Annotated in this window: 10 protein-coding genes and 1 pseudogene; 3 read left to right on the top strand and 8 right to left on the bottom strand. The window is 72.5% G+C overall.

Translation table 11 applies throughout. The features are described from left to right. Nucleotides 1-21: 21 nt before the first annotated feature. Both ACWF94_RS06995 and ACWF94_RS06990 read right to left on the bottom strand, forming a co-directional pair. Nucleotides 22-735 (bottom strand): TetR/AcrR family transcriptional regulator, encoded by a 714-nt coding sequence (locus tag ACWF94_RS06995; RefSeq protein ID WP_453485462.1) that lies wholly within the window; start codon nt 733-735, stop codon nt 22-24. A gap of 46 nt (nt 736-781) precedes the next feature. Next, nucleotides 782-1,717 (bottom strand): AurF N-oxygenase family protein, encoded by a 936-nt coding sequence (locus ACWF94_RS06990; RefSeq protein WP_453485461.1) that lies wholly within the window; start codon nt 1,715-1,717, stop codon nt 782-784. A 343-nt stretch (nt 1,718-2,060) separates the two neighbouring features. Here ACWF94_RS06990 and ACWF94_RS06985 point away from each other — a divergent pair, with 343 nt between their 5' ends. Then, entirely contained in the window at nt 2,061-2,675 is a 615-nt protein-coding gene (locus tag ACWF94_RS06985; RefSeq protein WP_453485459.1) for a Uma2 family endonuclease, read from the top strand. Between the two features lie 59 nt (nt 2,676-2,734). Here ACWF94_RS06985 and ACWF94_RS06980 read toward each other — a convergent pair whose 3' ends face one another. The 6 genes from ACWF94_RS06980 to ACWF94_RS06955 form a co-directional block, all read right to left on the bottom strand. Beyond that, nucleotides 2,735-4,192, bottom strand: a complete 1,458-nt coding sequence (locus ACWF94_RS06980) for a penicillin-binding transpeptidase domain-containing protein (protein ID WP_453485457.1) — start codon at nt 4,190-4,192, stop codon at nt 2,735-2,737. Continuing rightward, nucleotides 4,189-5,568, bottom strand: a complete 1,380-nt coding sequence (locus ACWF94_RS06975) for an FtsW/RodA/SpoVE family cell cycle protein (protein WP_453485455.1) — start codon at nt 5,566-5,568, stop codon at nt 4,189-4,191. Before ACWF94_RS06975 ends, ACWF94_RS06980 begins: the two co-directional genes overlap by 4 nt. A 377-nt stretch (nt 5,569-5,945) precedes the next feature. After that, nucleotides 5,946-7,187: a histidine kinase dimerization/phospho-acceptor domain-containing protein gene (locus ACWF94_RS06970; RefSeq protein WP_453485454.1), complete on the bottom strand. Its 1,242-nt coding sequence runs from the start codon at nt 7,185-7,187 to the stop codon at nt 5,946-5,948. Beyond that, on the bottom strand, nt 7,184-7,963 hold the full coding sequence (locus ACWF94_RS06965) for a hypothetical protein (protein ID WP_453485452.1): 780 nt from the start codon (nt 7,961-7,963) through the stop codon (nt 7,184-7,186). The genes ACWF94_RS06970 and ACWF94_RS06965 overlap by 4 nt, the downstream gene beginning before the upstream one ends. A gap of 369 nt (nt 7,964-8,332) precedes the next feature. Continuing rightward, nucleotides 8,333-8,695, bottom strand: coding sequence for a zinc-ribbon domain-containing protein (locus ACWF94_RS06960; RefSeq protein WP_453485450.1), 363 nt, complete (start codon nt 8,693-8,695; stop codon nt 8,333-8,335). Further along, nucleotides 8,692-11,247, bottom strand: a complete 2,556-nt coding sequence (locus ACWF94_RS06955; RefSeq protein ID WP_453485449.1) for a hypothetical protein — start codon at nt 11,245-11,247, stop codon at nt 8,692-8,694. The genes ACWF94_RS06960 and ACWF94_RS06955 overlap by 4 nt, the downstream gene beginning before the upstream one ends. An 827-nt stretch (nt 11,248-12,074) precedes the next feature. Between ACWF94_RS06955 and ACWF94_RS06950 the strand changes: the two genes are divergently transcribed. Together ACWF94_RS06950 and ACWF94_RS06945 are read left to right on the top strand one after the other, a co-directional pair. Next, nucleotides 12,075-12,482 (top strand): YciI family protein, encoded by a 408-nt coding sequence (locus ACWF94_RS06950; RefSeq protein WP_453485447.1) that lies wholly within the window; start codon nt 12,075-12,077, stop codon nt 12,480-12,482. A gap of 44 nt (nt 12,483-12,526) precedes the next feature. Further along, a pseudogene (locus ACWF94_RS06945) lies at nt 12,527-12,732 on the top strand (RNA polymerase subunit sigma-24); the annotation flags it as partial.

Below are 12,732 nucleotides of genomic sequence, written 5' to 3'. Positions count from 1 at the left end.
ACGCACCCCACCCCCCCCAGCTCACCGCAGGTGCCCCAGCACCGCCGCCAGCAGCCTCCCCACCGCACCCCCCTCGCGCTCCAGGGAGAGCAGGGCGCGTACCACCCCCGCCGTCTCGTCGTCCGTCGCCGCCGTCGCGGCGAGGAGCGCGATCAGATGGTCGACCAGCCAGTCCCTCAGGGCGGGCGCGTCGGGGTGCTTCTCCTCGTCCAGCCAGATCAGGGACGCCGCCTCCACCGCCGCGATCCAGGTCCGCACCAGCAGCCGCAGCCGGGGACCGGGCGGCCGGTCGCCGGTGAGGTGGACGAGGATCTGCTCGGCGGCGGCCCGCCGCACTCCGTCGACGATCGCGGTGGTACGGGAGGTCTCCGCCACGCTCCCACCCCGCAGGAGGGCGGAGAACCCGGCGTCGTGGCCGTCGACGAAGGCGAGGTACCGGTCCAGCACCCGCGCCAGCCGCTCCGTAGGCGGCCCGGTCGGCGGCTCGCTGAAGCACCGTGACAGCGCGTCCGCTGCCGACCGCAGGGCCGCCTCGTACAACTGCTGTTTCCCGCCGGGGAAGTAGCGGTAGACCAGCGGCCGCGACACCCCGGCCCGTTCCGCCACATCGTCGAGGGAGACCTCGTCCGGGGCCCGGTGCGCGAAGAGTTCGAGGGCCGCCGCCAGGAGTTGCGTACGGCGTTCCTCGACGCTCAGCCGTCGATACGACCGGGTCGCCGGGGCGGGACTGGTCATGGCCGCAGCGTAACCGCACGGCCGGGGCCGGCAAGGGCGTGCGCGGTCACGCGAGCAGGCCGGAGCGCTTCCAGAGCCGGCGCCCGGGCCCCCTCAGTACTCCGATGTCGTCGAGGAAGTCGGTGAGCCGCTTGGCCCCGGACCGCATCACCTCCCGCCGGTGGCCGCTCGCGCGGACCTGGGCGAGGGCCTCGCGCCGGTCGAGGCCCACGTTCACATACACCTGCGGGCTGATGAAGCAGACGGAGAACACCCGGGCGGCCTCGCCGCAGCTGATCCGGGTGAACTCCTGCTCCCAGCGCGGCGCGGTCACCATCTGGCGCCGCAGCTCCTCCCGCGCGTACCGCACATGGCGTGCCTCTTCCACCACATGGATACGGGTGACCCCGCGCACCAGCGTCTGGACGCGCTCGTCGGGGAAGGTGAGCCGCTGCATCCAGTCGAGGATCTCCTCGCCGAGGAGGGTCGCGGCGAAGGAGCCGGGGGTGGTCGAGACGGTCTTCAGGACCCGCGCGAGATTGTGGTGGAGGCGGGGGACGGGGTACGCGGGCGCCCCGCCCTTCTTGATCATGCGGGCGAACATCATCGAGTGGCGGCACTCGTCGGCTATCTCGGTCAGTGCGTAACGGACATGACTGCTGGTCACGGACTTGTCGTAGATATGCCGTACGAGCAGCTGCATCAGGATGATCTCGAACCAGATGCCGAGGGATGCGAGCGAGGCGGCCTCGTGCCGCGCCAGGTCCATCCGCTGTTCCCCGGACATCTTCCGCCACAGCGGGGTGTCGTAGAGGGAGACCAGCTCCGGCGGCCAGAACCACTTGCCGTCCTCGAACGGCGCGTCCCAGTCCAGCTCCCTGTCCGGGTCGAACGAGTGCTTGGCCGAGGACTCCAGGAGCCGTTCGGCGACCTGCTCACGGTCCCGGAGCGGGCCGAGCGCGTCGCGGAGCAGCCGGGAATCGCTTTCGGTCACGGTCTTCATCGCGGAAGGCACCTCACCGGCGGTCGGGGGCGGTGGTCCCTGCGCGGGCGCTGCGGCCCGGGGGCACTCTTATGAGACTCCCTGTCAGCAAGCGCGTCAATCCCCCGTGCGCAGCTTGCTGACACATCGTCTACCGGCGTCCGCCGTCGCGATACGTACCGCCACAGGCCATGGACCACGGGCCGGGGTTTCGCCGGGACGGGCGCCCCCGGCGCGATCCGGGGCCGGCAGCGTGGTCCGGCGTCAACACTCCCAGGTGTCGCTCACTCGTCCGAAGGGCGCTGAGGCATCTCCGCTGGGTACGCTGGCGGTGGTCGGCAGACTTCGTCGCATGGGAGCAATCATGAGCGCCGCACGCGAGTACGCGAAGGGCGTGGACGTCACATGGCCCCGCCCTCCGGCCGGTGGCTGGACGGCGGACGACCTCGACACGCTTCCGGATCTTCCCCCGCACACGGAGATGCTCGACGGGAGCCTCGTCTTTATGAGTCGGCAGACCTTTTTCCACATGGCCACGCTGCGCCTGCTGGAAAACGCGTTGCTGGACCACGCGCCGGAGGGCCTTGCCGTCATCCGGGAGATGACCACCAAGCTGGCCAAGCGGGACCGTCCGGAGCCCGATCTCATGGTGGTGTCCGAGGACGCGCTGAAAGGTCCGGAGCAGACCTGGTACGCCCCCGCAAGCGTTCTACTCGCGGTGGAGATCGTCTCTTCCGACTCACTGGAACGCGACCGTGAGGTGAAGCCCCGCAAGTACGCCCGAGCAGGCATTCCGCACTTCTGGCGGGTGGAGATGAATGACGAACTCCCGGTCGTCTATGTCTATGAGCTCGACCCCGCGACCCGGACCTACGGAATCACCGGCATCCACCACAAGCAGCTCAAGTTGCTCAGGCCCTTCCCTCTTGAAGCCGACCTCACCGCGATGAACCGGCGCGGGCGCCCCGCCGGGGCCTGATCGCACGCCCGCGGCACCGCCCGGTTCCAGAGCCGTACGACAGCCGGATGCCGTACGGCTCAGTCCCGCAGCGCCGCCCCCATCACCGCCCGCGCGATCGGCGCCGCGCTGCCGCCGCCGCTGATGTGGCCCCGTACCGCTTCCGCGTCCTCGACGACCACCGCGACGGCGACCGCGGGCTGGACGGCGTCGGCGGCCTGTGCCCAGGAGATGAACCAGGCGTAGGGCGTGCCCGAGTTCCCCATGCCGTGCTGGGCCGTGCCGGTCTTGCCGCCGACGCGGGCGCCCGCGATCGCCGCGTTCGAGCCCGTGCCGTCCTCCACGACCGCGACCATCAGCCGTTGCAGTTTCTGTGCCGTGGAGGGGTTCATCGCCTGCCGGTACGGCCGTGGAGGTGTCCGTGAGACGGTCCGGCCGCCCCTGGTGGTCACCCGGTCGATCAGATACGGGGACTTGAGCCCACCGCCGTTGGCCACCGCCGCCGACACCATCGCCATCTGGAGGGGGGTGGCCGTCGTGTTGAACTGTCCGATCGAGGACAGCGCGAGCTGGTCCACGGACATCCGGATGTCGAAGTTCGACGGCGCGACAGGGGACGGAATCCGCAGGTCACGGTCGTTGAAGCCGAATCCGCTCACCGTGTCGAGCATCCTCGGCGTCCCGACCCGCGCCCCCAGGTGCGCCATCACCGTGTTGCACGACCACTGGATGGCGTACGCGAGCGAGGCGTCGCCGCACCCGGCCGCCGCGTCCGGGAGCCGGGTGCGGGTGCCGGGCAGGACATACGGGTCGGGGGTCCCGGTCGGCGCGTCCACATCGGAGACCACCCCCGCGTCCAGCGCCGCAGCCGCCGTCACGATCTTGAAGGCGGACCCGGGCGGATACGTCTGCCGGATCGCCCGGTTCAGCATCGGCTGGGTCGGAATGGCGTTGAGCCGCGCCCAGGCGGACTTGGCGGCCGGCCCGGTGCCGGAGAACGCCCCCGGATCGTACGAAGGGCTGCTGACCAGCGCCAGAATCCGGCCGGTCGACGGCTCGACCGCGGCGACCGCCCCCCGCTTCCCGCCGAGACCCCGGTACGCGGCCTCCTGCATCGACGGCTTGATCGTGGTGACCACCCGTCCGCCCGGGGCGCGGCCCCGGCTCAGCTCGTTCCAGTACGGGACCGGGGTGAGCTGCGGATCGGTGCCGGAGAGTGCGGAGTCCTCCGTGCTCTCGACCAGTGTCGTGCCGTACGTCTGGGACGAGTATCCGGTCACCGGCGCGTAGAGCGGGCCCTGGGTGTAGGTCCGTTCGAAGCGGAGCTGCTGACCGGTGTCCTTGGAGCCGGTGACCGGGCGCCCGCCGACGAGGATGTCGCCGCGCGGCTCGCCGTAGCGGGCGATCGCCGACCGCCGGTTCGCCGGGTTCTCGTCGAGCGATCCGCCCTCGACGACCTGGAGGCGGGCCGCGTTGACCAGCAGGGCCCCGAGGAGGACACAGCACAGGACGGCGGCACGCCGGATATGGCGGATCACCGGGCCTCCTCCGGGGTGAGCACGGGTGCGTCCGTGGAATCGGGGCCGGGGCCGGGACCCGGCGCGCGGGCCGAGTCGCTGACCCGGATCAGCAGGGCCACGATGATCCAGTTGGCGACGACGGACGAACCGCCCTGCGCCAGGAACGGCATCGCCATCCCGGTGAGCGGGATCAGCCCGGTCACGCCGCCGGCGATGACGAACACCTGGAGCGCCACGATCGAGGCGAGACCGACGGCGAGCAGCCGTCCGAAGGGGTCGCGGAGGGCGAGGGAGGCCCGGTAGCCGCGGGCCACCAGCAGCGCGTACAGCAGCAGGATTCCGGTCAGACCGACGAGGCCCAGTTCCTCGCCCGCCGTCGCGAGGATGAAGTCCGACTTGGCGGCGAACCCGATGAGGGTGGAGTGGCCGAGCCCAAGCCCGGACCCCAGCATTCCGCCCGCGCCGAAGGCGAACAGCGACTGCGCGACCTGGCTGGGTCCTTCACCCGCCTCGATACTGGCGAAGGGGTCGAGCCAGTCCTCGACCCGGCCGTGCACATGGGGTTCGAACACCCCGACCGCGAAGGCCCCCGCCGCCGCGAGGGTGAGCCCCACCGCGATCCAGCCGGTCCGGCCGGTCGCCACGTACAGCATGATCACGAACAGTCCGAAGAACAGCAGCGAAGTCCCCAGATCCCGCTCCAGCACCAGCACCCCCACGCTGATCAGCCAGATCGCCACGATCGGACCGAGTACCCGCCCGGTGGGCAGCTGGAGCCGCCACAACCGGCGGCCGGTGATCGCGAGCGCCTGATGGTTGACGGCGAGATACGCGGCGAAGAACACGGCCAGCAGGATCTTGGCGAACTCGCCCGGCTGGAACGACAGTCCGCCGATCCTGATCCAGATCCGCGCACCGTTCACGGCCGGGAAGAAGATCGGGACCAGCATCAGCACCAGGGCGGCGGCCACCGAGACATACGCGTACCGCCGCAGCACCCGGTGATCGCGCAGCAGGACGACGACCACGATGAACAGCGCCACCCCGAGCGCCGACCACACCAGCTGCGCGGGCGCCGCCTCCTCGCCGGGCGTCTCCAGATCCAGCCGGTGGATGAGCACCAGGCCGAGACCGTTCAGCAGCACCGCGATCGGCAGCAACAGCGGATCGGCACACCGCGCCCGCAGCCGCACCGCCCCGTGCGCCACCACCGCGAGCCCCCCGAGCCAGGCGCCGTACCGCAGTACGTCAGGCGGTACCGCGCCGTTCCTGGCGAGCCCGACAGACGTGTAGCCGAACACGGAGATGAGGACGGCCACGAGGGTGAGGCACAACTCGATGCCGCGGTGGGGTGGGGCCGCGGGGGGCGGCTGGTCTGCGGTCATGCGACGCAACGTAGCAACTTGCGCCACATATATCCCTTATGCGCCCTCAGCGTCGCCCCCTGCCTGTGCCTCGCGCCCGGCCCACCGCCACTGGGCCGCCCCCTGCCGGGCCGGGCACCCTCAGCCCGGAGCGCTCGGGCTCTCGTCGGGGCTCCGCCCCGAACCCGGCGCCTCAAACGCCGGCGGGGCTGGATTTGCCTGCCCTCAGCGCGCTGGTTTCGGTGCCCGGCACGGGGGTGGGCAAGTTGAGCCTGTCCGGCGTTTGAGGACGGACCGTGAGCCTGGTAGGGCTGGGCTGGTGCGAAGGTGGGCAAGTTGAGCCCGTCCGGCGTTTGAGGACGGACCCTCAGCCCGGTGGGGCTGGACCACGGCGGGATGCGCGGGGATCAGGTCGTGGGAAGGGTGAGGCGGGCCACCGCGCCGCCCGGGTCCCCGTTGAGAAAGTGGAGTTCCGCGCCGAGCACCGCGGACTGCCCGACCGCGATCGTGAGCCCCAGCCCGTGCCCCTTCCCCGCCCCGTCCGAGCGGAAGCGGGCCGGCCCGTGGTCGAGGAGGTAGGAGGGGTACCCGGGGCCGGAGTCCGCGACGGTCACCTCCGGGCCGTCGACGGTGAGGACGACCGGGGTCCGGCCGTGGACGTGCGCGTTGGCGACGAGGTTGCCGAGCACCCGCTCCAGCCGCCGCCGATCACTCTCCACGGCCGCGTCACGGACCACCCGCACCTCGGTGTCCGTCCCGGACGCCCGCACCACCCGCTCGGCCAGTTCCCCGAGCCCCAGCACATCGAGGTCGACCCGCTCGCTGCCCGCGTCCAGCCGGGAAATCTCCAGCAGATCCTCGGTCAGGGCGCGCATGGCCCGTACCCGGTCCCGTACCAGCTCGGCCGGACGGCCATCGGGCAGCAGTTCGGCGGCGGCCGTCAGCCCGGTCAGCGGGGTCCGCAGCTCGTGCGCCACATCCGCGGTGAAGCGCTGTTCGCTGAGGAGTTTGTTCTGCAGGGTGGACGCCATGGTGTCCAGCGCCCCGGAGACCGTGGCCACCTCGTCCTGGGGCCGCGAGGGGTCCGCCGTACGGGGATCGTTGACCCGCGCGTCGAGATCCCCCGCGCTGATCCGCCGCGCCACCTGCGCGGTCAGATGGAGCCGGCGGGTGATCCGGGTGACGGAGAAGGCCCCCACCAGCAGAGTCGCCCCGATCGCCAGCACCGATGAGCCGAGGATCGCCCGGTCCAGGCCGGTGATCGTCCGCGCGCTGAAGCTGTAGTCGACGCGTACGGCCAGCGCCCGCCCGTCGGCGGGCGCGGCGGCCCACATGGTGGGCCGGCCCCGGTAGGTGTTCACCATGGTGCCGCGCTCGCCGCCGATGGCGAGTTCCCGCAGGGAGGAGGGGAGCCCGGCCGGATCCACCCCCGCGTAACGGGGCATCGGCTCACCGGCCTCGTACTCCTCGGTGACCTCCGCCAGCCGCCCCAGCGCCTTCTCCCGTGCCTGGTCAACCGTCTGGCTGGAGACGGCCGCGTGCACCAGCGCGCCCAGCAGCGCGGCGAGGGCGCAGCACATCACGGTGATGAAGACGGCGGCCTTCCAGGTCAGACTGGCGGCCCAGCGGGGTGGCCGGATCCGCCTCACCGCTGGTCCATCGGGCCGGTTGAGCCGGTTGAGCCGGTCGGGCCGGGCGGGCCGGTGGCGCCACGCGAAGGGGGACCGGTCCGCCCCGCCGCGCCGGGCGCCGTCGGCACCGATCTCCGCTCCGGCGCGCTCCTGTGCGGTTCGACCTGGACGATCTCGTCGCGCGTCGGCAGCATCGCCCGGTTCCGGCCGTCCCAGGACCAGGCCGTACGGTACTCGTACCCGGGAATCCCGGCCGACACCGAGCGCAGGATGATGTCCTGGCCCGCCAGCTCCACACTCACCAACTGGTCCGCGGTGGACATGATCCGGACCAGTCCGCCGTTCCCGTCCGGCATATAGCAGCGCACCGCCGTGCGCTGTTCCGCCAGCCGGACCCCGACGATCAGCTCCGCTTGGCCGTCCCCGGTCAGGTCGTGGTGATACGGCGTGAGTACGGGGCAGGGCCCCGGCCGCTCCCGGCAGGCGCGGAGCGCGTCGGCGGTCTCCCGGTAGGACCCGCCCATGCCGCTGTACGCACCGGGGTCGGCCTCGGCCTCAGCCCTGAGGACGGCAACCGGGTCGAGGTCGCGCACCCCGCCCCGGGGCACCTTGATACCGGGGACCGGGGTGGTCTCGGTCTCGCCGTAGTCCTGCGGGGGAGCGGTGACCGGCGGCAGATCGGGCCACAGCCGTACGGGACCGGTGGCCGTACGGGTCGGGCCCGCGCTCGACAGCCCGCCCGCGTCGGTGCAGCCGGCCAGCAGTCCGCCGACCGCCGCCGTCAGCAGGGTCACGCGGAGCGGACCACGGAAGCGCAAGATTCTCCTAGCGGGGCGGGTACGCGGTGGGGAACGGTCGGGGAATCGGTTCTGCGCAAACAATATGCGCAGCGAACCCAATTCCTCGTCCCGGCCCGTCAACCGGGGCCGTCCACCGGACCCGTCAACCGCGGTCCGGACCCGTCAACCCTGGCTGTCGACCCTGGCCGTCCACCGGGCCGCCCGCGCCCGCCCGGCCGCTCACCGCGCCATATCCACCGAGCCTGCCCGCCTGCCGAGCCTGCCCGCCTGCCGACCCGCCCTGCCTGCCGGTATCCGCCCCCGCCTGCCGCCTGCCGCCTGCCGCCTGCCGCCTGCCGCCTGTCGGCCCGCCCCGCCCGGTCGTCAGGACTGGTACGGGTTCTGCCCCTGCTGCCCCTGCGGCTGGCCGTACGGCTGTGCGAAGCCCTGCCCGCCACCGGGACCGCCCTGACCACCCTGGCCGCCGGGACCCCCCAGACCCCCGGGACCGCCCGCGCTCTGCGCCACGAGCTGATCGGCCTGCTCCTTCGTCACCTGCGACTCGGCACCGCAGAAGGTGCACTGTGTCGCGTGCTTCGTCGACACCGGGAACAGCGGAATGAAGAACAGCGTGAACTTGGTGACCCGCTTCCTGAGCGTGTGCGCGGACGGATTGCCGCAGAACCCGCACACGAGGGTCAGTATCGCCAGCTGGTGCAGATACCCCTTGGTACCGAAGATGATCATGCTGTCGGCCTCTCCCTGGTCAGCGCCCGCCGGCACAGGGCCAGCAGTGTCTCGTCCCTCACGATGTCATGACTGCCGTACCCTCCGTCTATCGCGTTGTGACGCCGGACACGCGACAGCTCGGCGCGCAGCACCCGCTCGGCCCCCGCCGCGCTCCGGGCCACCGGCTCCGCCGTGCCGCCCCGGCGCTCGGCGAGCCGCTCGGCCGTCGGGACCCGGGTGAACGGCAGCGTGTCCCAGGCGGCCATCAGCACCGGCCACGCCCGCCCCGGCTCGTCCGTCACCCGCCAGAGCGCGATCGCGGAGTCCACCCGGGTCCAGGGGTCGGCCGCCCACAGCAGCCCCCGCAGCGCCGGAGCGGCCTCCTCGGCCGCCGCACCCATGGTGCCGAGCACCGCCGCCGCCGACCGCCGGGCCCCGGAGTCCGTCGCCGCGAGCGCCGTGTGCAGCGCGGGCAGTATGGCGTCCGCGTCGCCCTCTATGGCCCATAACGCCGCCGCGGTCTTCGCCCCGAAGGCGCCCGACAGCGACTCCGAACGGGCCGCGCGCGCCAGCAGCGCCCGCAGGTCCGGTATCGCCTCCTTCGCGGCGGGCCCGAAGGCGGTGAGCGCCCGCAGCACCAGCTCGACCACCCATTCCCTGCGGTACTCGGGCGCGCCCCGCAGCACCCGCAGCACCTCGGGCATCGCGTCCACGGCCCGCAGCGCGGTCAGCCCGTACAGCAGCGGCCCGGCCAGGTCGTAGAGCCGGTCGTCCAGCGCTGTCTCGCCCAGGCGAGTGCGCAGGGCGGGGACCAGGGGGGCCGCCGCCGCGCCCAGATGGTCCAGTACATAGCCGAGGTCCTGCGGGGGCTCGGGCCGCTCCAGCATCCGGGCCAGCACCGGCACCACCCGCGCGTCGCCGGTACGCGCCAGTGCCGCGACCGCGCTGCCGAGCATCCTCGGCCCGCTCGCCCACTCCTGCGCCCAGCATTCCGGCTCGGCGGCCACGAAGTCCGCCAGCGCGTCCGCCGCGGGGGCCGCGAGGGAGAACAGTTCCCCGAGCGCCACGGCAGCCGCGTCCGCCAGCCGGGGTTCCCGGCCCGCGAGCTGCTCGCCGATCAGGCCCACCAGCTCCGCGTACTCCCCGCGCCAGGTCCGCAGCAGGCCGCTGCTCATCCGCACGGCGTCGATCCGCTGCCCCCGGTCGGGGCTGCACAGCTGATCGGCGAGGAGCGCTATCCGGTCGTCGACGCGATCGCCGAGACCCGAGTGGAGCGTACGCAGCAGATCGCCCGTCCAGGGGGCGTACCGGCCCGCCGTGTCCGCCTCGCGGCGCTCGCGCAACTGCTGCCCCAGCAGCACGGGCACGGAGGGGGCGGCCGACCGGTCGGCCGCTGGGACCGCGCTCACCGGCTCGGCGCGCAGCTCCCGGAGCAGTCCGGTCACCCCCGGCACCACATCGACGGGCAGCGCGTGCGGCGCGCAGCGGGCGAGCTGGGCGAGCGCGGACAGCCGCAGCCCGGCGTCGTACGACCGCCCCGGGACATACGGCGCTCCTGACGCGGGCCGGCCGGGGACGCGCCCGCCCCGGGCCCGCTCGGCCCCACCGAGCGAACCGCCGGGGGGACCGTCGAGCAATCCGCCGGGGGGACCGCCGGGGGGACTGTCGAGCGAACCGCCGAGGCCCTCCGCGCCGTCGCGTGCGGCACTGTCGTACGAGCCGTCGTGCTCACTGTCGTACGGGAGGGCGCTTCCGGAGTGCCGCGCACCCTCGGGCGGGTCCTCGGGCGGGTCCTCGTGCGCCCCCGCGGTCGCCCCGGCCGATGGCCCGGCGTTCGTCCCGGCGGACGTACCGGCCGATGGCCCGGGGGACGTCCCGGCCGACGTCCCGGCCGACGTTTCCGGGGGTGCCCCGGGTGCGTCCGGGGACGACCCGGGCGGTGGCTCCGCGTCCCCCGAAGGCAGCCGGGTCAGCTCGGTCAGCCACTGCACCACCTCGGGCGCCAGCGTCTCGTGCCGGAGCGCTATCCGCCCCCCGGCCTCCACACAGGCGAACCGCACCTCGGGGTCGTGCTCGATCTTCAGCCGCTCCCGTAACAGCCCGAGCACCAGCTCCGGTTCGCTGTGCAGCGTGGCGAGGGCGAGCGGCGCGGTGAGCCGTACCCCCCGGTCGTCGGAGTCGATCAGCGCGAGAAAGACATCCGCGCTCGCGGTGACGGCCGATGCCGCCATCGCGTAGTTCGCGGCGTACTCGAACTCCTCGTCCTCCGGGTCCAGTTCGTCATCGCCGTCCAGATCGATACCGCCGATGCTGGTCAGCAGCTCGACGATGCCACCACGGTCCTGGACGGCGGGGTCTCCCACCAGTTCGAGCAGGAACGGAATGCAGGCCAGCGTCGAGTCATAGACATCACCCTGGTGATGCACCGCGCCGTACATCCCGTCGAGCGCCGCCTCACGCTCCGCCGGATCACCGGACGCCAGCCCGCGCAACAGCTCGGGCACGTCCTCCGCCGGACCGTAGGCATGCTCCAGTGCGGCCCAGTCGACCTCGTCAATACCCCCGAACACGCCCGCCCCCTCCCGAGAACCATGCGTCAGCACTCCGCGCGCGAAAGAAACTATGCGCCGGAACCACGCGCTTGGGGAGAGTGTGCACCACGGCCCCGGCATCGCGAGGATATTGCCCGGAAGCCCCCGGGGCTGTTCCCATGGTCCCCGGTCGCCGATCCCATGGTTCGGGGGTGAGGTCATGCCGGCACTGAGAGTCACGACGGCGAGAGTGGCAGGCCGGGACCGGATCGATGTGAGCCTGCCGGACGGCCGGGATTCCGGGTGGCTCGGATGGTACGACCCGGGCCCCGACGGCATCGGCCGCGGCCGGGTCCTGCTGGTCCACGAGAGCCGCAGCGAAGAGGTTCTCGCGGCTCTCGCACCCTATCTGACCAGCGAATTCACGGTCGGCCCACCGCCGGTACCCACCCGCGCCGAACTCGCCCGGCTCGCCCTGCACCCCGACGACGACCTGGCCCCCAACCGCCCCGGCGAGCCCCTCCGCGCCGAACTGGACCACCGCCCGCCGACCGGCCGCCGTCTGCTGTCCGACCCCCGCCGGGATCGCCGGGACCGCCGGGACCGGCTCGCCGCCGAGCAGTCGGTGGGCGACGGGCTGGGCCGCCTCGAAGGGGCAGGTTGGCGGATTCTGCACGCTGTGCCGCTGCCCGGGGGCGACCGTGTGATCGCTCCCGGATGGCGCGCGGAATCGGGGGCGGGCAGTATCGGGCTCATCCCCGAGAGCCAGAAAAAGTTCCGGCGGCGATGTCGAGAATCCGTGCCCGGCTCCGTCCCCGTAGTGAACGCGGCCAGAATGGGCCGCACCAGTACCGAGGAGAACCACCATGGCCAAGTACCTGCTGCTGAAGCACTACCGCGGCGCTCCGGCTTCGGTGAACGACGTGCCCATGGACCGGTGGACGCCGGAGGAGATCTCGGCCCATATGCGGTACATGAACGATTTCGCGGCCAGGCTGGAGAAGACCGGCGAGTTCGTCGACGGCCAGGCGCTCGCCCCTGAGGGGACGTTCGTCCGGTACGACGGCGAGGGGCGCCCGCCGGTCACCGACGGTCCGTTCGCCGAGACCAAGGATCTCATCGCCGGCTGGATGGTGATCGACGTCGACAGCTACGAGCGCGCTGTCGAGCTGGCCGGGGAACTGTCGGCCGCCCCCGGAGCGGGCGGGAAGCCGATCCACGAGTGGCTCGAACTGCGTCCGTTCATGGGTGTACAGCCCACCATCACGGAGTGACCTCTCAGATGACCTCTCGGACGACCCCTCGCACGACCCCTCAGCTGAACGAGATCCTGCTCCGGAGCCTCACTCCGAGCGTCATCGCGATCCTCGTCCGCCGCGGAGCCGACTTCGCGGCGGCCGAGGACGCCGTGCAGGACGCCCTGGTCGAGGCGGTCCGCGTCGGGCCGGCCGACTCCTCCCCGGGCTCCAGGGGCTCCGTGGGCTCTCCAGACTTCCCGGGCTCTCCGGATTCCCCGGGCTCTCC

The sequence above is a fragment of the Streptomyces sp. NPDC055078 genome (assembly GCF_053607985.1).
Note: the sequence above shows the minus strand (reverse complement) of the source record. Positions and strands in the feature narration are given on the sequence as shown.

What these genes read in the sequence shown, in the direction of transcription:
- ACWF94_RS06995 (WP_453485462.1), bottom strand. Translation starts at nt 735, where the DNA reads ATGACCAGTCCCGCCCCGGCGACCCGGTCGTATCGACGGCTGAGCGTC.
- ACWF94_RS06950 (WP_453485447.1), top strand. Translation starts at nt 12,075, where the DNA reads ATGGCCAAGTACCTGCTGCTGAAGCACTACCGCGGCGCTCCGGCTTCG.
- ACWF94_RS06990 (WP_453485461.1), bottom strand. Translation starts at nt 1,717, where the DNA reads ATGAAGACCGTGACCGAAAGCGATTCCCGGCTGCTCCGCGACGCGCTC.
- ACWF94_RS06960 (WP_453485450.1), bottom strand. Translation starts at nt 8,695, where the DNA reads ATGATCATCTTCGGTACCAAGGGGTATCTGCACCAGCTGGCGATACTG.
- ACWF94_RS06985 (WP_453485459.1), top strand. Translation starts at nt 2,061, where the DNA reads ATGAGCGCCGCACGCGAGTACGCGAAGGGCGTGGACGTCACATGGCCC.